The organism is Enterococcus sp. DIV0840 (assembly GCF_050527835.1).
Lineage (GTDB): Bacteria > Bacillota > Bacilli > Lactobacillales > Enterococcaceae > Enterococcus_L > Enterococcus_L ureasiticus.
In genome coordinates this window covers 1,588,661-1,611,133 of record NZ_CP172876.1, presented here as the reverse complement: position 1 = coordinate 1,611,133, position 22,473 = coordinate 1,588,661, and the positions used below count along the sequence as shown (strand labels likewise).

The window sequence follows — 22,473 nt, the reverse complement described above, 5'->3', positions numbered from 1 at the left end:
TTATTTGCTCCTTTTTAATCCCAAATATTGGTTTGATAAATATCTTCTAATGTCTCAAAAATGTCCTCTGTTAAAATAGTGATATGGCCCATTTTTCGATCTTTTTTCGCTTCTGCTTTCCCATAGTAATGGAAATGCCAATCCGGTTTTTCAGAAATCACATCCATCGTTTCATAGATTTCATTGCCCAAAATATTGACCATTACAGCTTCTGATAAAAGTTCAACTTCAGGCAGCGGCCAACCGCAAATACCGCGAATATGGGCATCAAATTGGCTCATGGTACAAGCTTCGATCGAATAATGTCCTGAATTATGTGGTCTTGGTGCCAATTCATTTACATAAATACCGCCATCATTTGTCAAGAACATTTCCACAGCTAAAGTCCCTGCTAGATCAACCGCTTCTGCAATAACACGAGCAATCCGCTGTGCCTCTTCAACGACTTCTCCAGCCACTCGAGCAGGTGCAATCGTTTCATGTAAAATATTGTTTTGATGAATATTTTCAACCACAGGAAAAACTGTGAACTCTCCTTGTCCATTCCCACTTACTAATACCGAAATTTCTTTTTCATATGGAATCCACGCTTCTAATACACAAGTCCCTTCTCTTAGAATATTCATTGAAGGCGCCAAATCAGACGTACTGTATAAAACAAATTGTCCCTTACCATCATAACCACCACGTGTTGTTTTTAAGACGCACGGATAACCAATCCCATCAATAGCATCTTGAATATCAGTTGGACTTACGATGGTAGCAAATGGGGCAATCACAATATTATTTGCTTCTAAAAAAGATTTTTCGAGTAAACGATCTTGTGTAATTGCTAAAAGATCCGTTCCTTGAGGAATACTAACTAAATCTTGAACCTGCATCAATGCTCCAACATCAACATTTTCAAATTCGTAAGTCAAGACTTGCGAACGTTTTGCTAGTTCTTCTAAAGCTTCTATGTCATCGTAATCAGCTAATAAGTGCCAATCAGCGACTTGAGCAGCAGGACAATCAACCGTTGGATCTAAAACGCCCACACGAAAACCCATCTCTCGTGCGCTAAGCGCCATCATTCTTCCTAGTTGTCCGCCACCAATAATACCGATCATTTGTCCCGGTAATAAAGGTTTATTCAAGTTCATCACTACTTTCCATCACAGTTTCTTCAAGAAATTTACGCTTGGCGTCTAATTTCCCTGCTAACTCTACATCATACATGGAAAGCATCTGAACTGCAAGCAGTCCGGCGTTCTTCGCACCAGATTCTCCAATTGCAGTAGTCGCAACAGGGACACCTCCAGGCATTTGAACGATAGATAACAACGAATCCAGTCCATTCAATGCTTTCGATTGAACTGGAACACCGATTACTGGCAAAGTTGTTTTGGCCGCAATCATCCCAGGTAAATGAGCAGCACCTCCTGCACCAGCAATTATGACTTTAATTCCACGATCACGCGCCTGCTTAGCAAATTCAAACATATAATCCGGTGTACGATGAGCTGATATCACTTTTTTTTCATAAGAAATGTTAAATTCTTCCAAACTATCACAGGCATGTTTCATTGTTGCCCAATCAGATGTACTTCCCATAACCACTGAAACCACGATAGACATAACATTCCCCTTTTCTTTCTCTATTCATTCTATATTTTATCAATGGAAAACTTAGCTGTCAAAATAAAATCGAATATTATAGTTTTTTTTAATATTAATGTTCGTAATAAACTGACAAAAAAAGAAAAACCGGAAAAATGTCCGGTTTTTCTATATCATAATTCTTCTATCTGCTCTTCACTTTTCAGACCATTAAACAATAAATTCAAAATAATCGCTGTCAAACTACTCATAACGATGCCATTTCCAGTAAACATTCTTAACGTTTCGGGCATTTGTTGGAATAAGGTCGGAAGCATATTGAACCCTAATCCAAAGCCAATAGAAATCGCAATAATCAGTAAGTTTTTATCATTATTATAATCAACTTTCGACAACATACGCATACCTTGTACCGCTACCATACCAAACATCACTAACATCCCACCACCTAAAACAGGTTCTGGAATGATTTGAGCAACTGCTCCAACTTTTGGTAGTAATCCTAATGCAATCAGAAAGAATGCTGAATAATAAATTGGTCGTCTTGTTTTGATCCCAGAAAGCTGAACTAACCCAACATTTTGCGAAAAACCAGTATAAGGGAATGTATTAAAAATACCACCTAAAATAACTGCTAATCCTTCTGCCCGGTATCCTTTCTTCAATTCCTTTTCACCAATGTGCTTGCCTGTAATATCACCTAAAGCAAAATAAACACCTGTTGATTCAACCATACTAACAATCGAGATAATGATCATCAATAAAATTGAAGAAATATCAAAGGTTGGCGTACCAAAGTAAAGTGGCTGCGGAAAATGAAACCAAGTTGCTTCACCAACTGGCGCTAAATTCACTTGACCTAAAAGAGCCGCAAGAATCGTCCCGCCAACTAACCCAACTAATACAGCGATTGATTTGATGAACCCTCTACCCCAAACTTGAATCACAATGATCAATCCAATTGTTACAAAAGCTAGAAGTAAATTTGTCCCATCACCAAAATTAGGATCAGTCGCGAGCCCTCCGCCCATTTTTTCGACTGCAACTGGAATCAGTGTTAAACCGATCACGGTGATCACAGTCCCAGTTACTAAAGGCGGAAATAGCTTTTTGATTTTAGAAAAAATACCCGAGACTAACACAACAAAAATACCAGAAGCAATAATTGAGCCATAAATTGCGCCCACACCTTTATCACTACCAATCATGATCAACGGAGCCACCGCTTGAATTGCGCAGCCAAGTACCACCGGCAAGCCAATTCCAAAAAATTTATTAACAGTTAACTGCAGTAAAGTTGCAATCCCACACATAAAAATGTCGATAGAAATCAAATAGGTCATCTGTTCTGAATTAAAATTTAAGCCGGTTCCAATCAACAATGGTACAGCCACCGCGCCAGCATACATCGCCAATAAATGCTGGAGGCCTAAGACTGCTGCCTTACCGTTTTCTGTCTCAGGTTGCTCGATTGGTTTCTTTAGCTCTGTTTTGCTTTGCAAGTTTATGCATCCCCCTCAAGAAAATCGACTTCGCCATTTTTCAAAGAAGCAATACGAGCCAATGAAACAACACGCATACCCATTTCTTCTAATAAAACTCGGCCATCTTGGAAAGACTTTTCAATAACAATACCGATTCCATCCACGTTAGCTCCTGCTTGTTGGCACAATTCGACTAATCCTTTTGCTGCTTGACCATTTGCTAAAAAATCATCAATAATCAATACTTTATCTTCGCTTGATAGGAATTTTCTTGAAATAGATATTTGACTTGTCACTTGTTTAGTAAACGAATAAACAGAAGCTGTCAATAACTCTTCGTCCATAGTTAGACTTTTTGCTTTACGAGCAAAAATCATTGGTACATTTAATTTTTTTGCCGCAAAAAGAGCAGGTGCGATCCCTGAAGCTTCGATCGTGACAACCTTTGTGATACCGGCATCTGCAAATACTTCAGCAAAACGATAGCCGATAGCCTCCATTAAATTAGGATCTACTTGGTGGGTAACAAAGCTGTCTACTTTCAAGACACCCTCACCTAAAACGCGCCCATCCTCTTTGATTCGTTGTACTAATTCTTCCATTTCTTCCGACTCCTTCACCAATTTTTCTATGCGACACTTTTTATAAAAACAAAAAGACCCTTTCTGCGTAAGCAAAAAAGGGTCTGAGACTCTTTTTCACTTATAGACCAACATTTACGGTGTTGGGTAGAGACGATCATCCTTATTATGATCATATATAAGCTTCTTGTTATTAGTATACAATAGTACAAAACTCTGAAAATTTCAATGAAAAAAATTGTTTTTTCATTGAAATTTTACAGAGTTACTTATTGATTCTATGATTAGTTCTATATCTTTTTCTACTTTAACTTGTTTAAACTGACAATAAAAATTTAATTTATATTCTTTAAGCGTCATTTTCTTTTTCTAAATTTCTATATTTATTCATTTTTTGGCTAAATAGTTCACCATTACTTGGCGGTGTATATGTAATTGCATTTGCTCCAGCCTCAATCGTTTCAGTGATCGATTCATCCGTTGGACCACCTGTTGCAATAATCGGTAATTCAGGGTATTTATCTCTGAAAAACTTCACTGTCTTAGCTGTATCTTTACCGGCACTGATGTTGATCATCGTAACGCCTTCTGCTATTTTTTCATCAATGGGTGTGTGAATAGACGTTACAGTACTAACTACTGGAATGTCAACAACTTCACAAACCATTTCAACCGTTTCAACTGGAGTTGGACCATTTAACACAACACCAATCGAGCCTTGTGCTTCTGCAAATAAGCTCATGTAAGCCGAGCGTTGCCCTTGAGTCAAACCACCACCAACTCCTGAAAAGACAGGAATGTCAGCCGCTTCGATAATACTTTTAGTAATTGCTGGATGAGGCGTAAAAGGGTAAACAGCAATCACTGCATTTGCATCTGTATTTCTAATAATTGCTATATCCGTCGTAAAAATAATTGATTTTATTTTTTTTCCAAAAATCCGGATTCCGCTCGCTTGTGCAATCACTTTCGGCACTTGAACAATATCCTGTTTTAAAGGTGTTACAATTTCCGGTACCCACTTTTCACTCATTCAATCTACTCCTTTATACTCCATTAATTAATGGTCATATTGATTAAGATCATAGCTCTCAATCACATGGATCACCTTATCTGCATAAGTTGGATCTGTTGCGTAGCCAGCATCTTGTAAAGCACGTGCGGCTTGTTTATAATTTTTCGCCAGAAGAACATGTTCATACAAACGCGGATTCCAAGTTACACCGTTAACAAATAAACGTGTGTGGTCATCCATCGATTCTTCCCACGTATTATACACTCTGAAATCTCCTTGAATAACGATCCACTCTTCATTGATATATTCACGAGTCTCAAGGTTGACCTTTTTTTGATCTCCATAAGCTTTGATCCCAAATAAATTATTATACTTAGATGCAAGAGTACTTTGTCCCCAATTTGATTCTAAAATCCCCTGACCAATAATAATACTAGGCAAAACGCCGTAAGATGCTTGTAGCTCTTTAGCATGAGGACTGATTCTGTCAATAAATTGCTCTTTTGATACTTGTTCTTTTTGTTGAGCAGAATCTTCTTCCGTTTTCGAACCGTCTGACAATACATTGATTGAAAAGATAAACACCACACCAACAATCAGCAACCCTGCAAAAAGCATTGGTAAGTTCGTTTTTCTCATTTTTTTCTTCTTATATCTTGGACTATTCATACATTCCCTACTTTGTTTTGTATTCGTTCCTGTACTAACATTTTAGTTTAGGACAATGGCTGACTGATTATATCAGTTTTTCCCCAGACAATCAATCAACAGCTGTTGTAGTCGTAGTTGTCGATGTTTCCGTTTGTATTTCAGATGTGGTTGATGATGGAACAATTGTGCTTGTTGTTTTCGTCTCTTCACTGCTCGGTTCATTTTTTTCTTTTGGTGTTGCATGACCAAAAAAGACGAAAATTACAGCACCTAACACTATGATGACGGATAGAATTCCTAAAATTTGTTTCACAAAAAAACTCCCTTACTTACTTATTCACCAACGTAAGTACCCATCAAATTTTCATTTACCCAATCAAGTAATTCTACTTTTGATCCTTCTAATTGTCCTTGTAATGTAGCAGGTAATCGAAATGTAACAATATCATCAAAGCCCCACTCACCATAAGAAACCGTTACTTTTAAATCAATAAAAGCTTGCTCTTTTTCTTCGCGATTCGCTTTTGACGTTATCAGCTCAGCAATTCCGGCCCCTGACTGCAGCCATTTTTTTGCTATCAATGTTTTTAAACGCTTGTATTCTGAAACAGCAATATTTCTTTTTTCAGGGAATAGAATCGTTTGACGTAATATTTTTTGTGTCAGCATCCATTCATAATCAGAAAACAAGTTTTTTACTTTTTGCATTTCTTCACTCGTTAAATTAATTCTACCTTTTTTCCAATTATCCCAATTTTCTTTTGTGGTTTGGAGATAGTCTGTATAAAAGTGCTCTTCAGTTTCAAATTGTTCTATAATTGCATCGATAAGAATATCTATATACATTTGGTGCATGACTCTCGCCTCCTTTTCCTATTTTACTGAAAATATCAAAAAAATGCATCACTTTGAATCACTTATTTCTGTATTTTTAAGAAACATTCAGCTTGTTCCCATAATAATAAGACACTTCTGAGCTTCTGTCCAAAATAATCCACCATTTTAAACTTCTCATGTATAATAGAACTGTACAAAGTAAATTAGGGGGATCCTTCATGAAAAATTACAATTGGGGCATCATTGGCCTTGGAGAAATTGCAACTAGTTTCGCTGAAAGCTTTCAACAAGAAAATAGCCGAATCGCAGCCGTTGCGTCTAGAACGTTGAGTAAAGCTGAAGTATTTGCTAAAGAACATGATATTCCAAAGGCATATGGTTCATTTGAAGAGATGTTGACTGATCAAACGATTGACATTGTCTATATTGCTGTTCCTAACCGCCAACACATTGAGCATATTTTAAAAGCTTTAGGAGCAGGCAAACATGTTCTTTGTGAAAAAGCGATTACGATGAATAGTAATGAATTGGCCCAAGCGATGAAATTAGCAGAAGAAAAAGGCTTGATATTAGCTGAAGCAATGACTATTTTTAATATGCCTTTATATCAAGAACTACGAAGTCAGATCGATTCTAAACGCTTTGGAAAATTGAAGATGATTCAAGCGCCTTTTGGTAGTTACAAGGAACCTGATCCAACAAATCGATTCTTTAATCCTGATTTAGCCGGCGGTGCTCTTTTGGATATTGGGACTTATGCAGTGTCTTTCGCACGATGGTTCTTCACCTCCCAACCTAAAGTCGTTGCGTCTGTCATGCAGCCTTTCTCTACTGGTGTAGATGAACAATCAGCAACTATTCTGCAAAATGATGCACAAGAGATGGCAACAGTTTCTTTAAGCTTCCAAGCAAAAATACCAAAACAAGGAATCGTCGCTTTTGAAGATGCTTATATTGTAATCAACGAGTATCCACGAGCAGATGAAGCAAAAATTTTCTTTAATGATGGTACCGTAGAAACGATTGTTTCTGGTGACAGTCACCAAGCATTGAACTATGAAATCACCAATATGGTTAAAATGATCGAAGGAGAAAAAACGAATCGTTCGCTGTTTTTAACAAAAGATGTTATCGATCTTCTAGATCAAATGCAACAAAATTGGACTAAATAAAAACTACCCGTGAAAGCGGGTTTTTTTAATATAAAAAACTGAGACAAAAATGAACTAGCGCCCTTTCGTCTCAGTTAATTTACTTATTACATTTCATTTGGTGCATGTAGACCAAGCAATCGTAAATCTTCTTTAATGATCGTCGCCATCGCATAAACTAATGCTAAACGTGATTCTTTTTGCTCATCCTCAGCCAAAATTTTGACATGGGCATAGTATTTATTGAACGCTTGAGCCACTTGAATCGCATGTTTTGCAATGACTGAAGGTTCATATTTATCCGCCGCTTGCATCACTACTTCCGGGAATTTTTGCAATAACTTAATAACTTCCCAGCTCTCTTTGTCATCCAATGCATACTCTTTCGTATCATCGATAGTGAAGTCAGCCTTTCTTAAAATACTCATAGCACGTGCATGTGTATATTGCACATAAGGACCTGTTTCACCTTCAAAACGCACAACTTCTTCTAAAACAAAGTCAAAGTTATTCAACCGATCATTTTTTAAATCATGGAAAATAACAGAGCCTATCCCAACTTGTCGAGCAACTTCTTCGCGCTCTGGTAAATCAGGATTTTTCTCCATAATTTGTTTATTTGCTAACTCGACCGCTTCATTCAACACTTCTTCAAGTAAAACGATTTTCCCTTTACGCGTTGATAGTTTTTTACCACCTTGTGTGATCAAACCAAACGGTACGTGATGCATATCTTTAGACCAATCAAAGCCAAGCTCATTTAAAACAGCTTTTAATTGTTTAAAGTGGTTACTTTGTTCATTGCCAACAACATAGATTGATTTGGCAAAATCGTAGTTACGTTTGCGATAAACTGCTGCCGCTAAATCACGTGTGATATAAAGTGTTGCGCCATCTGATTTTTTGATCAACGCTGGATTTAGGTCATACGCAGTTAAATCAACGATTTCAGCACCTTGATTTTCTTGCAGTAGATGTTTTTCTTCCAGCATTGTTACGATTTCGTCCATTTTATCGTTGTAGAAAGCTTCTCCATTATATGAATCAAAAGAAACTTCTAGCATAGAATAAATTTTATCGAATTCTTTTAATGATTCTGTACGGAACCATTGCCATAATTCAGTTGCTTCTGTATCGCCCTCTTCTAGCTTTTTAAACCACGCACGAGCTTCTTCCTCTAGTTCAGGTTGAGTTTCAGCCTCTTCATGAAACTGTACATACAAACGCAATAATTCAGTGATTGGTGCAGTTCTGACTGATTCTTCTGAACCCCATTTTTTGTAAGCTACGATCAATTTACCAAACTGTGTGCCCCAATCGCCTAAATGGTTGATGCGAATTGGTGTGTAACCAATTTTTTCAAGGATAAAAGCAATAGAATTCCCAATTACCGTTGAACGTAGATGTCCCATTGAAATTGGTTTTGCAATATTTGGCGAAGACATATCAATTGGCACATTACCTTTAGCACCTATTGAACTATCTCCATAGTGTCCTTTTTCTTTGGCAATTTGACCAATCACTGCTTGGCTGACCATTTTTTTATTCATAAAAAAGTTTAAGTAAGGTCCAACTACTTCGATTTTTTCAAAGTCTGTTCCAGCGATTTTTTCTGCTAAATCAGCAGCGATTTGCTGCGGCGCTTTGCGGTAGACTTTAGCTAATGAAAAAGCCGGAAAGGCTACGTCTCCGTGATCGACAGATTTAGGATTTTCCAATAATTGTGTAACCGTTTCTAAAGTTAGGTCATCTTTTACCACTTCGTAAATAGCTTTTGCTACGATTTCTTTGTTGTTCATAGATATCCTCCTAATGGGTGGGTTTTATTGATTAATAGAAACTTACTCGTTGATGATTTTTATTGTCTTTTAGTTCAGATATTCTTTGTTTTGAGGAACTGCTACTAATGTTTTTTCTAGATCATAGGCGGTTGGTGATTCCTGGTATGGTTACTTTTCTTCCTTCGGTCGCCACGTACTGTTCATTATCTGCTCTGGCGAAGTCAGTCACAGTGATTCACAGCAAAAAGTCCCTAGTGTTAAAAAACACCAGAGACGAGATTTTCCCGCGGTACCACTCTAATTGTTCGTGCTTTTATAAAGACGAACCCACTTAATCTATTAACGGTAGATAACCGTCTGCCTACGCAGATTCTCTAAAGTGCGCTTCCTTCATTTGATTATTTTCGGCTTGCACCTTCCCGAAATCGCTTGGATAATAGGTAATGAAGTACTCTCTTTATCGATGAATCAGTATTAAACTGGGTTTATTATAGCAAATATTTTTCTCTATGCCTAGTCTTATCCGTTGATTCTTATTTTTAAATCGTCATAAAAGACAAGCTGGGATCCGCATTTAAGTGATAATCTGCAAAATGACCTTTTTCAGCTTCAACGAATGCCGCAGCCCCGATCATTGCAGCATTATCTCCGCATAATCTAAGCGGTGGAACAATAAACGTGACACCAGGAAGTTCTTTGGACACTTCACTGCCTAAACACTCACGTAAGCCTTTATTAGCTGCAACACCGCCTGCCATCACTAATTGTTTGACTGGATATTCTTTACAAGCACGAATCGTTTTATCGACTAATACTTCAATCACACTGGCTTGAAAACTTGCAGCTAAATCATTCACTATCAACTCTTCATCACGCTGTTCAGAATTGTGAACGGTATTGATAAATGAACTTTTCAACCCACTAAAACTGAAGTCATAATTATCCTCTTTGATCATCGCCCGAGGAAAATGATATGTATCTTGACCAAGATGAGCTAATTCGTCGATTTCTTTACCACTTGGATAGGTTAAGCCTAAAACTCTGCCAACTTTATCGTACGCTTCGCCAGCTGCGTCATCTCTCGTTTCACCGATGATTTCAAATGAACCTGTCTCTTTCATATAAACTAATTCCGTATGTCCACCACTAACTAATAAGGCCATCAAAGGAAACTGCAGGGGTTCCACAAAGTGAGCAGCATAAATATGTCCAGCCATATGATTGACTGGGATCAACGGCAAATCGTGCGCCCACGCAAATGCTTTGGCAGCAGAGATACCGATCAACAAAGCACCTACCAAACCAGGACCATATGTAACTCCAACGCCACTCAAATCACTTGGTTCTACACCAGCTTCAACTAAAGCATCGTCAATACATAACGTAATTTCTTCCACATGGTGACGACTAGCAACTTCCGGCACAACACCACCAAAACGTTGATGACTCTTCACTTGGGAAGCCACGATATTGGATAAAATTTTAGCGCCCTCTTCAATAACCGCAACGCTTGTTTCGTCACAACTGCTTTCAATAGCCAGTATTAATTTTCTTTCCTTATTAAAAAAAGTCATTGATTCACTTCCTTAACTTTTAAACACATAACGATCCCATCTTCTTTAGGATGGCTGTAATAATTTTTTCGACGATTGATTGTTTTAAATCCTTTTTTTTCATATAATTTTTGTGCATTTAAATTAGATTCACGAACTTCTAAAAAGACCTGACAAACCCCTTGCTCGACTAATCGTTGGAGCAAGTGATCGATCAATTGACTACCATATCCTTTTTGTTGACATTCTTTATGAATCACAACATGAGTAATTTCAGCTTCATCTAAAATTAAATGATAGCTAACAAAACCGATCCAGCGATTTTCTTGAATCAAAACAAGATAGTCACTTGTTTTTAGCATTAAATCAACACTAAATTGTTTCTCTGACCAAGGTGATCCATGGTTGTAGGAATTTTCACAGACCGACCAAAGCTTTTCAGCAGGCTGTTCGGTTGGCAAATTTTCTTTTAAATAATACATCGCTTCACTCTTCTTTTAAATATAAAATCATTTCTAGTGCGTCTTCTTTATTTTCCGTATAATAACCTGGCTTGATCGTATTTGATACGAATCCAAGTTGCCGATAAACTCGTTGGGCATTTTTATTGCTCATCCGAACTTCTAAAGAAATTATCTCACAATCGTTGCTCCTTGCAAACTGTTGAATTTCTCTGACCAAGAAACTACCAATTCCATTTCCTTGATTTTGCGTCGAAACAGCTACATTTGTAATATGAGCATCTTTACCAAAAATACGGCAACCTATAAAACCAATTGTTTTTCCTTCTTTTTGAATGAGTAAGTACAAATGGGGCTCTGTCGATTGAAGCTCAACCAAAAAAGCTGTTTTCGTCCAAGGTAATTCTCCAGCGTACACTTCTCTTTCGATTGAAAGTAAATCTTTGATATCATCGAGTGTGATTCCACGAACAGAATACTCTTGATTTGAAATTTCTACTGTCTTCTCATCATAGGGACGATTCTTAAAAAAGATTCCCAAAATACTGTGAAAAAGATTAAATTTTTTCAACATAATTTTCTACCTCAGATGTATGATCTTTTAACCAATTTTCTTCTGCTTCTACTCGTTTTAAATAGTTAGGTAAAAAGTGATGGATATCCACTTCAGGCTCAGCTAATCTGCCAAGTTCTGCTAGGGCTGCTCCGTTTGGAATTTGCCATTCAGAAATGCCACAAATTTCAGCATTAGGTAACACAGATTCAATTTGAGTGCGGAATTTCTCAACATCTTCTCCAACAAAATAAAGAGAATCAAATCCTTTTAACTGCTCCAGCCACTCTTCCATCGCAATATGTCGATCAGCTATAACAGTGGTTAAAACGCCATCAACATACTCATAAGCTCCAGTATAGACATTATTTCTTCTCGCATCAAAAACTGGAATGATTACTCCTTTTACCATAACACAATTTGCGGCTAAGGCTTTCAAACTAGAAATACCTACTAATTCTTTTTTTAATGTATAAGCAAGTGTTTTTGCCGTCGTTACACCTATTCTTAAGCCTGTATATGAACCTGGTCCTTGCGCCACGACAATACGATCAAAATCATTGGGTGTCAATCCAACATCTTTCACGAGTTGGGTGATTGCCGGCATCAAGGTTAGGCTATGGTTTCTTTTTACAGTGATTGTATATTGTCCTATTATCTTCTTCTCTTCACAAACAGCAACTGTCAATGTCTGATTGGAAGTATCGATCGCTAAAATCCGCACAAAAAATCCCTTTCTTTCATCATGTAGTTGGTTAATTGTAGCATATTTTTGTTCGTTCGTAAAAAAACGAGTCATAAAAACAAAGAGGGACAAAAACGCTTCTTGCGCTTTGCCCCAATTTTTATTATTACTTGATATTCGCTTCTAAATAATCGATCAATGATTTGCTGATATTTGTTGCTGTATCATTTTTTCTGGAATCTTCCACCATGATCATAGCGGAAAATTTATTATTACTTCGATCCATTGCTAAAAGGAAACTATTTTCTTTGCCAAGCGTGTCTTGTTTTTCCTTGATTTCAGCAGTTCCTGTTTTTGCTGCTAATGAGAAATCCGGATTGTACATATTGTGGACATAACCTGTTTCATCTTCCACGCTACCAAGCAAATCTGTCACGATTGTATTTGCTGCATTTGAGCTGATAACATTTTCTTTTGTTTTCGTTTCTTTGTTCAACTCGATTTTAAGATAAACGAGCTTGCCTTCATTTTGGAAGACCGTATACATAGCTGCTTGCTGAATTGGTGTCACTAAAAGCTGCCCTTGTCCATAACCTGTATCCGCTAATAAAATTTCTGAATTGAATTTATCTTCATTGGAAATTTGCGCTGGGTTCATCGGGATCGATAAATCTAATTTTTCACCAAAAATAAATTTGTCTAATCCTTTTCTAAAGGTCTCTTCTCCCATGCGCAATGTTTGTTGTGCAAAATAAATATTATCAGAATTAACCAGCGCTGTTCTTAAGTTTACAGGGCTCGCTTCTTTCACACGAGTGACAAAATAATCTCCCCATGAAGCATCTTTTTGCCATTTTAAACCATTGATCGCAATTTCTTCATCAGGTTTCAAGGTGCCAGCATCTAAACCAATTCCACCAGTAATCGTTTTAAAGGTCGAACCTGGTGCATAACCTGTCGCAAATCTTGCTGTAAATGGTAGATTCTCATTGTTCGCATAGCCATCATAATCTGCTTGTGAAATCCCATTTGCCATCTTATTTGGATCAAATGAAGGAGAACTTGCAGCGGCTAATAAATCGCCTTGTTGGGGATCCATGACAACTGAACTACCTGGTCGATTATTAAAAATATCATAGGCTTGTGATTGAACATTCTTATCAATCGTCAGTTGAATTTTTTCGCCATCTTTTTTATCCACTTTTTGCAAGACGCTTCTAGCATTACCATTTTCGTCGGTAATCGTGATATTTCCACCGTCTTGTCCGCGTAATTGTTTATCGTAAGCTTGTTCTAAACCAACTTTTCCGATCACGCCAGTACTGCTTAGCGTTGGATCTTTTTCGATATCTTCTGCTGTGATCGTGCCGACATATCCGACTAATTGAGCGGCTGATTCTTTTAAAGGATAATAACGAACAGTCGTATCTTGAGAAGCTGCTCCTGTTGGTAAAGTTGTTACTGGATCAAAAGAGATTGTTATAGGAACAAATGCATCTGGTTTGACCCAATCTTGTTTTAGCTTTTGCTCGATTTCTTCAACTGAAACTTTGAATTGATCACTGAATGCTTTGATATTATCCGTTTTTGCTTGACCTTCACCAAGTTTTCCTGGTACGATTCCAACCTGATCAAAGGCTTGATTAACAGCTAAACCTTCCCCTTTACGATCGACGATTTCACCTCTGTTCGCTGCATCGATACCGATCGAGATTTTATCTTGACCTGACATTTGCGGGAAAATCAGATTAGGAGCCCAGCTGATCTTGTAGTTTTCTCCTACTTTTTTAATCGTTGTTTTATAAGATAAATCTTTTAAATTACCTAAGGGCGTCGTCATTTCCAATTTGTAGGTAAATGTATATTGACCCTCTTTTTCTTGTTCTACCGTAACATCCTTACTTTTAATCCCTTCAGCTTGAATACCGGAAAAAATTGTTTGATATTTTTCTACGACTTTCTTGCTATCATAGCCACTATCTTTTACCGATGTTTCATTTAACAGTTCAGGAAATTGTTCAAACTCTTGTTTTGATAGGTGGCTTAAAAAAGTTTTAGCAGATTTTTCTGCTTTGTTTAATTCTTGCGTTTTTTGCCATGTACTATAAGCGAAATAGCCCCCAACTACAGCTGCAGCTATAACTACGCCGCTCACTGCTAAAATCACTGTTTTGTTTGATTTTTTTTTGCTTCTTCTTTCCACTTTCCCATCCCCCAAGTCTTTAATTCGATCCATTTTATTTATTATACCCTATCAATCAAATTCTATGATAGAAAAATGAAGAGTTTAATCAAATATATAAAATTTTTGATTAAACTCTTTCGTTTTTACACTTCATTTTGATTTTACAATCAATCTCTATCGGTGTTTTTCTAACACTTACCTGTGGTATACTATTTTTACATAAGACTTTTTCATTTAGCTCCGGGGAAGATATCATTTAGACACCCCCGCTAGGCTTTCAATTTTAGGAGGGAATTCAGATGGGAATTATTAAAGCAGCAACAAGTACTATCGGCGGCGGACTAGCTGATCAGTGGCTCGAAGTTATTGAGCCTGATAATATGGGTGATACAACGGTTATGACAAAAGGTGTTTTTGTTCGTAAAGATGATAAACGAGGCTCAAATCGCAAAGGGACTGAAGATGTTTTGACAGACGGTTCTGTTATTCATGTCTATCCGAATATGATGATGATTTTAGTCGATGGCGGAAAAATAATTGATTATACTGCTGAAGAAGGGTACTACACCGTTAAAAACGATTCAGCACCTTCTACATTTAACGGGTCATTAAAGGATGCGATTTCTGAAACATTCGATCGCTTTAAATTTGGTGGTGTAACACCTCAAAAACAACAAGTATTTTATATCAACTTACAAGAAATCAAAGGCATCAAGTTTGGTACACCATCACCGATCAATTATTTTGACAATTTCTATAATGCTGAACTATTTTTACGCGCACATGGTAACTACTCTATCAAAATCACTGATCCTTTGTTATTCTTTTCAAATGCCATTCCTAGAAATAAATCTCAAGTAGACATCAATGATATCAACGAACAATATTTAGCTGAGTTTTTAACGGCGCTGCAATCTGCGATCAATAAAATGTCTGCAGACGGTGAACGAATTTCTTATGTTCCATCTAAAAGTTTAGAATTAAGTAAATATATGGGACAAGCACTCGATGATCAATGGCGCGAACTTCGCGGTATGGAAATTGTTTCTGTCGCAGTTGCAAGTATTTCTTATACAGATGATTCTACTAAATTGATCAACATGCGTAATCAAGGTGCTATGCTTAGCGATGCCGGTGTTCGCGAAGGCTATGTACAAGGTGCTATTGCTCGTGGTATGGAAGCTGCTGGAAATAATGAAGGCGGTGCAATGAACGGTTTTATGGGCGTTGGTATGGGCATGAATACAAGTGGAAATTATTTTACTCAAGCTTCTCAAACCAATCAACGACAAATGCAGGAAAAACAAAATCAACAAAATGCGCAAGGTTCCGAGGATACTTGGACTTGCCCACAATGCGGGACTGAAAATAACGGCAAATTCTGTTCTAATTGTGGGACACCCAAACCAACAAATGATAAACCAAAATTAGAAATGAAATGCAGCGAGTGTAGTGAAATCGTTGATTTATCGAATGGTATTCCAAAATTCTGTCCACATTGTGGCAAACCGTTTCAAGGAATTCCTTTATAAGCCAAAGAGCTTGGGCTGGGCAATCGTGTCCTGCCCTTTTTCTCTCTAAATTTAAAACACTGAAACAACAAAAGAATCGCTCATTTTAATTCGTTACTCAAAGAAAGGAACAATCATGACGGATACATTTACACACAAATGCCCAAACTGCGGCGGCCCTTTATTATTTGATCCTAAAGATCAAAAGTTCCATTGTGAGTACTGTTTAAGTGTATACACAGAAGCTGAAGTCACAGCTTATGAAAGCTCACAACGAGCAGCACATTTAGAAGATGACATGACTCAAACTTCTGAACCAGAACTAACTTTTACAGCTGAATCACAGGTCGATGACATGACCTCCAAAGAAAAAACTGCCTTTAAAGAAGCAACTGGTACTGACAATATGAATGAAGATACAATAGAAGGCGCAATGGAGTTATTCAATTGTCCAAGTTGCGGTGCACAGATCGTCACTGAAGCAACAACTGCTGCTACTTATTGTTATTATTGTCACAACCCAGTTGTTTTATCTGGACGTTTGAGCGGTACTTTTCTTCCTGAAAAAGTCTTACCTTTTGCTATTGAGAAAGAAGAAGCTGTTGAAAAGTTTTTAGCTTGGACGAAGAAAAAATGGTTTATTCCCAAAGACTTTTTCAATAAAGAACAAATCGATAAAATGACAGGTGTCTATTTCCCTTACTGGGTAGTAGATTCTGAAATCGACGGTCAGATGAACGGCATGGGCACAACGATCCGTATTTGGCGTATCGGTGATATTGAGTACACAGAAACAAAGCAATTCGATGTGGAGCGGCAAGGAACAATATCATTTAAAGAACTGATTAAAAATGCTCTTTCTAAAAATGTACAACAAAAAATGGTTGAAGCAGTCCAGCCTTTTTTATTAGACAAAGCCGTTTCTTTTAAAAGTCAATATTTGGCGGGATTTCAGGCAGAAAAGCGAGATATTGAATATGAAGCAATCCAAAAATCTATCCAAAGTGAGTTAAAAGACTACTCCGAATCTTTACTAAGAGATACGGCTTCCGGCTATACCACTTTGACAAAATTGCGAACAGATATTTCATTAGACAGTGAAGACAACCATTATATGTTACTGCCGATTTGGGTCGTGACATATCGTAGTAATGAGCAGTCAAAAAAAGTTTATTACTACGCTATGAACGGACAAACGGGAAAAGTCAGCGGTATTTTACCTGTCAGTTATAAACGATTAGGATTGTTCACATTTGGTATTTTTGCTACGATCTTAGCGATTTTCCTGATTGGAGGCTGGTTTATATGAGAAAGATCAGTATTACTCTATTCACTGCTATGTTTCTACTATTTGGCTTTTCTGTGAGCGCCCAAGCGGCTGATGATTCAATCAATGACCAAGCTTCCCTTTTTACTACTGAGGAGATCACTCAATTGAATGAAGCAATCATCCCCATCGAAGCTAAAGCTAAGGCACGAGTTTTTATTGTGACCAATAACGATAATGATATGGATTCTACTCGATTTGCAGATTATTATATGCTCGACCGTATTGGGAAAAACCAGAATGGCATCACTTTTTATATTGATATGAATCAAAGAAAGTTTATTATTTCTACTTCTGGAAATATGATTGACTACATGACAGATAAACGAATTGATCAAACCTTGGACGATATTGAACCCAGTATGAAAAACGGCAATTACTTTCAAGCAGCGCAAAGCTTTCTAAAAAATACCAGTTACTACTTTGATCAAGGTGTCCCAGGAGGTCATTATCGTGTCGATACTGCAACTGGGAAAGTCACTCGCTATAAAGCCTTGACTACCACGGAAATCATCATTGCCTTGGTAGCTGCAGTTGTTTTGAGCGGCATTTTCTTTGTCATTAGTATTTCAAAATACCAATTAAAATTCGGTACTTATAAATACCCATTTAGAGAAAAATCAACCCTGAATTTAACTCGGCGAAACGATATTCTAATCAATTCATTCGTCACGACTCGACGCATCCCTAGAAATAATTCCAATGGCGGCGGTTCTGGTGGTGGCGGAAGCAGCACCCATTCGACAGGCGGCGGAACATTCGGCGGCGGTGGGCGTAGTTTTTAGAACTAAAATATGTTTCAAAAAAATCCTCATTTGAAAGAGTAGTAATACTTCTCTTTTCGAACGAGGATTTTTTTACGTCAACTCATAATATCTACTAACTGCTGACGAAATTCTGGTCCATAAGTTACGCTTCCTACTGGAATTTCATAACTCAAAGCTTCACAAATTTTTGTCACCCAGGTTGGTCCAAAGCCGCCGCATAGCTCAATCATTTGAACGCCATCTTCTTTTAATTGTTTCGCAACTTCAATAATACTGCCATCTTCTTTCGCCTTAGGATCAAACCCAACAGTAATAAATGTACACGTTCCTAACTCATTTCTATTAATAACAGTATTTTGTTCTGGTGAAAAATCTGGCGAAAAGTAAAAAAATGCCCATGTGTTTAAATTTTTCATTTTGCTATTCCTCTCAATTTAAAATCTGAACAGGCTCTTTTTTTCCGAAGAGCTAGCTAACTTAAATATACTGAGTATACAACAAACTTAACATTTCTGTACAAAAAAAAGATTTTTTTCTCTATCAAAATGAAATGATTTATCAATAAAACTCATATATTCCGCTAATACTGTCCATTTTTTAAATTAATCGTATTACTAGCAAAAGCCTTCTTGTTATTTAGAGAAATACAAGGTAGTATAGAATCAAATAACCCTATAAATAAATTAATTTTACTTTTATCTTATTAGGGATTTCTGTAACCATTATTTTATAAAGCGAGGATATATGAATGAAAAAATTACTAAGTTTAGGAGTATTAACATTGTGTAGCATAACGTTGGTTGCATGCGGAAGCAATAATAAATCGACCGATGAAAAAAAGCTGAAACGAACGCGACGTCTCAAAAGAAATCAGACGAGGTCTACTTTAAAGACGATACATTAAAAATCGATATGGCTACCCTTAAGCTCTTATCAACTGAAGTTTTACCGGCCGACGAAAATCTACTTAGAGAAAAACCACAATTAGCGATTACTTATGAAGTGACGAATAACAGTAAAGAACCAATTTCAGCTTCTACGGTTTGGATTGCTTGTATGGGGCTAACTCAAGAAGGCAAAGATACGATCAATAAATTAACTGTTGGTATGACGCCACAAGATGAAAAATTTGCGGAATACACAGAACATCAACTAGATGAAATAAAACCTGGCGGCACAGCCAAAGCGATCATCTCTTATGATTTAGAGGACACAGAGACACCAGTTATTTTAAAAGCTAATCAAGGGATGGCAGGGAAAGAACTTGGAGAAAAAACGATCAACTTAAAATAGAAGTTTTATTTTGACGTGGTAACTTAAAATCGGATCAGCAGTCTTTGCTGATCCGATTTTTTATATTTTAAAACGTTGATGATTCCTTATCATCAAAAAAAGTTTCAATAGTTGGACAACTTTTGAAATTTGTTCAATTTTAATCTCTCTATTCTTTTTTCTGTCCTTTTTTCACTTTTTGACAAAATAAAAAAGGCCTATCAGCCTTGGTAAATCGATCATTTAATCAGACACATGGCGGCACCTACTTAGTGCTGCTTCCTTCCGGATCTGACACGCTTCGTAAGCCCACCATTGTCCTAGCCTTTCGGCAAGATTTAGTATACCGCATTTTTTGATGCTTGGCTAGTCTTTCTGTTGAATTTTTAAAAGTTTCTTTTCTTCCCTTAGTTTTCGAAAGAAATTTGAGAGTAAATCACCGCATTCTTGCTCCAAGATCCCAGCTTCAACATATGCTACATGGTTAAATCGTTCATCTTCCAATAAGTTCATCAAGGTTCCAGCAGTTCCGCCTTTTGGGTCCTTTGCGCCATAATACACTTCGTTGACTCTAGAAAGGATCATTGCGCCACTACACATCGGGCACGGCTCTAACGTGACAAATAATTGTGCACGTTCTAAACGCCAATTTTCGATTGCTGCACAGGCTTGTTTGATCGCATACATTTCTGCATGAGCTGTAGCATCTTGACTTTCTTCTCTAAGATTATGTCCACGGCCTATGATTTCTCCATCTAAAACAATAATTGCACCAATCGGTACTTCTTTGACAACTTCTGCTTTTTTAGCTTCTTTAATGGCTTCTAGCATAAATGCTTCTTTTTCTTCTATTGTTAGACAGCTTCTCTTTTCATTCAAGCGATTTCCGCCTCTCGTTCTTTATACTTTTATCTTATTCATGGTACAATAAATCAGTGAGGTGTGTCTATGACTATTGAAGAATTAATTGAATTATATCCTGCTGGAAAGATCCAGCAAACAAAAGCAACAAGTGAAGCTCTGTCATTACCGATTGATGGGAACTATTATGTTCTGACTAAAGAAACCTTACGGGAAACAGAAATTCGATTACTAGAAACATTGTTTCCTGCAAAAGAATATTTTGTCGACAAAAAAAAACATCCTTGGTTTGGCTATCTATTTGATCAAATGACTTTTGATGTTGAAGGAACATTTCGTATCATACAATTTCAACTCAAAAAGCCGAAAGCCTTTTTACAAACTGAATGGGAAAATAGCATTATAGAAATCTTCCCCAATCTCGATGATTTCTTTTTTATCCGTGAAAATGATGGCGCTTTAATTGAAAAATATCAAAAAAATCACTATAACCTAGAAGAATTACAAAGTATATTTTTAACTCTAGACGCTGATTTTGATTCTTCTACAACCGTTTTTGTTGGTAATTTTTTTCCAGCAAATCAACATTTACCCGCATTATTTAAAGAAGAGCAACAGATTTTTAAAACAGAGGCAGACAATCTCCGTGGGAAATCGACCTTCTCTTTACCAGATGTAGTTTTACATTATTTTACTAAAGAAGCAATAAATCAAAGCAAGATCGTTCAGACATTTGCCGAACAATTGGTTTTGACAAGTGAAATCCAGCAGATCATCCTTGCTCTTTGGCATAATCAAGGAAATATTAGTTCGGCCGCAAAGGATTTGTATATGCATCGTAATACTCTTCATTATCGTTTAGAAAAATTCTATGAGCAAACTGGTCTGTCTTTAAAGAAGATGGATGATCTTGTATTTTGTTATTTGTTGATTACAAAATAAAAAGAGGATGATCTAAGACTAAAAAAAGTCTTGGTCATCCTCTAAAATCTAATTTACATCATTTCTTCAACAAAACTGACTAAACGATCTTTCAAGTTTTCAGTATTGTCTTTTAAAGATTCTCCGTAAGAAGAGATTTTTTTTCTGCCATCTTTGACTTTGCCTAAAACGTTCATCATAGAATCAAGCTCATCATCAGATAAATCATCTACAATTCCTAGCAATTTTTCATTGCCGCCAAATTTATCGTTCACAAATTTTTTCGCTTTAAAACGATTTGATACATGATAAACTTTCTTGACGATTTTCTCAGACGCAATCACCGCTACTGATACACCTGCTACTGCAGCAATACTTAAAACAATACTAATTTTTGTTGATGTTTTCATTCTTTTCAGCTCCTTCTTACTATCTAATCTAATGATACCACACTCTTAAAATTTGAGGTAATAAAACAAAATCTCATGCGTTTTTTAATCCCTGCGATTGTTTCCACCAAATAAAATAATTAAACGAAGTAATTGTAAAAACGTAGCCAAAGCGGCTGCAACATAGGTCAACGCGGCTGCAAATAAAACTTTTCTTGCCATCGGCACTTCTTCTTCTGTTAAGATGTTCCCATCTGACAAAATTTTCAATGCTCTACGTGAAGCATTAAATTCCACTGGTAATGTAACTAATTGGAAAAGCAACGCCAATGAAAAAGCTAGTATTCCAATATTGATCAATGTTTGGTTCCAACTAAATAGAACACCAACCAAAATGATTGGAAATGAGAGTGCTGAGCCAAAGTTTGCTGCTGGAACGATTGCAGCACGAATCTTCAAAGGAGTATATCCAGTATGGTCTTGCACCGCATGCCCACATTCATGGGCTGCTACACCGATTGCTGCTACTGACATTGACTGAGCAGTCGCTTCAGATAAACTTAATATCTTGTTGCCAGAATTATAATTATCAGTCAAATCTCCTGCAATTTGTTGAACGCCAACATCGTTTATCTGCTCTTTTTGCAAAATATATTGGGCTGCTTTTGTGCCTGTTATATTGTTTTGACTTTGTATTTTATCATATTTTTTAAATGTACTATTTACATAAGCTGATGCAGCCATTGAAATCAGCAACCCCGCAATCACTAAAATATATGTTGGATCAAATATTCCATAAAAAGGCATCATTTTTCATTCCCCCTATTCTTTTTTACATTGTATCATGAGTTTCTAAAAAAAGTGTAACTATACCTTGACGAATTTATGA

General features: G+C 36.8%; 24 protein-coding genes, 1 other RNA gene, 1 riboswitch and 1 other annotated feature. Of the genes, 6 read left to right on the top strand and 19 right to left on the bottom strand.

The features are described 5' to 3' along the window. Positions 1–14: 14 nt before the first annotated feature. The 8 genes from purK to IGL98_RS07595 form a co-directional block, all read right to left on the bottom strand. On the bottom strand, positions 15–1,136 hold the full coding sequence (purK, locus tag IGL98_RS07630; protein ID WP_206911781.1) for a 5-(carboxyamino)imidazole ribonucleotide synthase: 1,122 nt from the start codon (positions 1,134–1,136) through the stop codon (positions 15–17). Beyond that, positions 1,129–1,617: a 5-(carboxyamino)imidazole ribonucleotide mutase gene (gene purE / locus IGL98_RS07625; protein ID WP_206843023.1), complete on the bottom strand. Its 489-nt coding sequence runs from the start codon at positions 1,615–1,617 to the stop codon at positions 1,129–1,131. The genes purK and purE overlap by 8 nt, the downstream gene beginning before the upstream one ends. A gap of 155 nt (positions 1,618–1,772) precedes the next feature. After that, entirely contained in the window at positions 1,773–3,101 is a 1,329-nt protein-coding gene (locus IGL98_RS07620; protein ID WP_206911772.1) for a nucleobase:cation symporter-2 family protein, read from the bottom strand. A 2-nt stretch (positions 3,102–3,103) separates the two neighbouring features. After that, entirely contained in the window at positions 3,104–3,685 is a 582-nt protein-coding gene (locus IGL98_RS07615; protein WP_206843017.1) for a xanthine phosphoribosyltransferase, read from the bottom strand. A gap of 83 nt (positions 3,686–3,768) precedes the next feature. Next, positions 3,769–3,866, bottom strand: a riboswitch (purine riboswitch). A gap of 147 nt (positions 3,867–4,013) precedes the next feature. After that, the gene (locus IGL98_RS07610) at positions 4,014–4,697 is read right to left on the bottom strand and encodes a hydrolase (protein ID WP_206843016.1); all 684 of its coding nucleotides are present in this window, start codon (positions 4,695–4,697) and stop codon (positions 4,014–4,016) included. A gap of 27 nt (positions 4,698–4,724) precedes the next feature. Beyond that, entirely contained in the window at positions 4,725–5,348 is a 624-nt protein-coding gene (locus IGL98_RS07605) for a glycoside hydrolase family 73 protein (RefSeq protein WP_206843015.1), read from the bottom strand. 91 nt (positions 5,349–5,439) lie between these two features. Next, positions 5,440–5,643 (bottom strand): hypothetical protein, encoded by a 204-nt coding sequence (locus tag IGL98_RS07600; RefSeq protein ID WP_206843014.1) that lies wholly within the window; start codon positions 5,641–5,643, stop codon positions 5,440–5,442. A 20-nt stretch (positions 5,644–5,663) separates the two neighbouring features. Continuing rightward, entirely contained in the window at positions 5,664–6,185 is a 522-nt protein-coding gene (locus IGL98_RS07595) for a hypothetical protein (RefSeq protein WP_069644977.1), read from the bottom strand. A 158-nt stretch (positions 6,186–6,343) separates the two neighbouring features. On the opposite strand from IGL98_RS07595, the gene IGL98_RS07590 reads away from it, so the two are divergent. Continuing rightward, positions 6,344–7,339 carry a Gfo/Idh/MocA family protein gene (locus IGL98_RS07590; protein ID WP_277989048.1) on the top strand — a complete coding sequence of 332 codons (996 nt, stop codon included), beginning with the start codon at positions 6,344–6,346 and terminating at the stop codon, positions 7,337–7,339. A gap of 86 nt (positions 7,340–7,425) precedes the next feature. On the opposite strand, the gene argS is transcribed toward IGL98_RS07590, so the two are convergent. The 6 genes from argS to IGL98_RS07560 form a co-directional block, all read right to left on the bottom strand. Continuing rightward, positions 7,426–9,117 carry an arginine--tRNA ligase gene (gene argS / locus IGL98_RS07585; protein ID WP_206843012.1) on the bottom strand — a complete coding sequence of 564 codons (1,692 nt, stop codon included), beginning with the start codon at positions 9,115–9,117 and terminating at the stop codon, positions 7,426–7,428. A gap of 248 nt (positions 9,118–9,365) precedes the next feature. Beyond that, positions 9,366–9,572 (bottom strand) — a binding site (T-box leader). Between the two features lie 66 nt (positions 9,573–9,638). Further along, positions 9,639–10,673 carry a tRNA (adenosine(37)-N6)-threonylcarbamoyltransferase complex transferase subunit TsaD gene (tsaD, locus tag IGL98_RS07580; protein WP_206843011.1) on the bottom strand — a complete coding sequence of 345 codons (1,035 nt, stop codon included), beginning with the start codon at positions 10,671–10,673 and terminating at the stop codon, positions 9,639–9,641. Further along, positions 10,670–11,134, bottom strand: a complete 465-nt coding sequence (gene rimI, locus IGL98_RS07575; RefSeq protein WP_206843010.1) for a ribosomal protein S18-alanine N-acetyltransferase — start codon at positions 11,132–11,134, stop codon at positions 10,670–10,672. Before rimI (IGL98_RS07575) ends, tsaD begins: the two co-directional genes overlap by 4 nt. A gap of 4 nt (positions 11,135–11,138) precedes the next feature. Beyond that, complete coding sequence (rimI, locus tag IGL98_RS07570) at positions 11,139–11,687, bottom strand: ribosomal protein S18-alanine N-acetyltransferase (protein ID WP_206843009.1); 549 nt, start codon at positions 11,685–11,687, stop codon at positions 11,139–11,141. Next, positions 11,671–12,390, bottom strand: coding sequence for a tRNA (adenosine(37)-N6)-threonylcarbamoyltransferase complex dimerization subunit type 1 TsaB (gene tsaB / locus IGL98_RS07565; protein WP_206843008.1), 720 nt, complete (start codon positions 12,388–12,390; stop codon positions 11,671–11,673). Before tsaB ends, rimI (IGL98_RS07570) begins: the two co-directional genes overlap by 17 nt. A gap of 127 nt (positions 12,391–12,517) precedes the next feature. Continuing rightward, positions 12,518–14,554, bottom strand: coding sequence for a penicillin-binding transpeptidase domain-containing protein (locus IGL98_RS07560; RefSeq protein WP_206911773.1), 2,037 nt, complete (start codon positions 14,552–14,554; stop codon positions 12,518–12,520). Positions 14,555–14,835: 281 nt separating this feature from the next. Between IGL98_RS07560 and IGL98_RS07555 the strand changes: the two genes are divergently transcribed. The 3 genes from IGL98_RS07555 to IGL98_RS07545 all read left to right on the top strand — a co-directional run bounded on the left by IGL98_RS07555 (position 14,836) and on the right by IGL98_RS07545 (position 18,159). Further along, complete coding sequence (locus IGL98_RS07555; protein WP_206911774.1) at positions 14,836–16,068, top strand: SPFH domain-containing protein; 1,233 nt, start codon at positions 14,836–14,838, stop codon at positions 16,066–16,068. 115 nt (positions 16,069–16,183) lie between these two features. Next, positions 16,184–17,356 carry a TFIIB-type zinc ribbon-containing protein gene (locus IGL98_RS07550; protein WP_206911775.1) on the top strand — a complete coding sequence of 391 codons (1,173 nt, stop codon included), beginning with the start codon at positions 16,184–16,186 and terminating at the stop codon, positions 17,354–17,356. After that, positions 17,353–18,159 (top strand): TPM domain-containing protein, encoded by an 807-nt coding sequence (locus tag IGL98_RS07545; protein WP_206842999.1) that lies wholly within the window; start codon positions 17,353–17,355, stop codon positions 18,157–18,159. The genes IGL98_RS07550 and IGL98_RS07545 overlap by 4 nt, the downstream gene beginning before the upstream one ends. Before the next feature lie 77 nt (positions 18,160–18,236). Here IGL98_RS07545 and IGL98_RS07540 read toward each other — a convergent pair whose 3' ends face one another. Further along, positions 18,237–18,557 carry a DUF6506 family protein gene (locus IGL98_RS07540; RefSeq protein WP_206842997.1) on the bottom strand — a complete coding sequence of 107 codons (321 nt, stop codon included), beginning with the start codon at positions 18,555–18,557 and terminating at the stop codon, positions 18,237–18,239. 490 nt (positions 18,558–19,047) lie between these two features. Here IGL98_RS07540 and IGL98_RS07535 point away from each other — a divergent pair, with 490 nt between their 5' ends. Further along, entirely contained in the window at positions 19,048–19,434 is a 387-nt protein-coding gene (locus IGL98_RS07535; protein WP_339099627.1) for a DUF5067 domain-containing protein, read from the top strand. A 220-nt stretch (positions 19,435–19,654) separates the two neighbouring features. Here IGL98_RS07535 and ffs read toward each other — a convergent pair. Together ffs and tadA are read right to left on the bottom strand one after the other, a co-directional pair. After that, an RNA gene (gene ffs, locus IGL98_RS07530) (signal recognition particle sRNA small type) lies at positions 19,655–19,739 on the bottom strand. A 40-nt stretch (positions 19,740–19,779) separates the two neighbouring features. After that, positions 19,780–20,292 (bottom strand): tRNA adenosine(34) deaminase TadA, encoded by a 513-nt coding sequence (gene tadA / locus IGL98_RS07525; RefSeq protein ID WP_206842996.1) that lies wholly within the window; start codon positions 20,290–20,292, stop codon positions 19,780–19,782. Between the two features lie 69 nt (positions 20,293–20,361). Between tadA and IGL98_RS07520 the strand changes: the two genes are divergently transcribed. Further along, positions 20,362–21,216 carry a helix-turn-helix domain-containing protein gene (locus tag IGL98_RS07520; RefSeq protein ID WP_206911776.1) on the top strand — a complete coding sequence of 285 codons (855 nt, stop codon included), beginning with the start codon at positions 20,362–20,364 and terminating at the stop codon, positions 21,214–21,216. 53 nt (positions 21,217–21,269) lie between these two features. Here IGL98_RS07520 and IGL98_RS07515 read toward each other — a convergent pair whose 3' ends face one another. Further along, the gene (locus tag IGL98_RS07515; RefSeq protein ID WP_206842992.1) at positions 21,270–21,605 is read right to left on the bottom strand and encodes a hypothetical protein; all 336 of its coding nucleotides are present in this window, start codon (positions 21,603–21,605) and stop codon (positions 21,270–21,272) included. Positions 21,606–21,689: 84 nt separating this feature from the next. Next, positions 21,690–22,394: a zinc metallopeptidase gene (locus IGL98_RS07510; protein WP_206842990.1), complete on the bottom strand. Its 705-nt coding sequence runs from the start codon at positions 22,392–22,394 to the stop codon at positions 21,690–21,692. Positions 22,395–22,473: the final 79 nt, after the last annotated feature.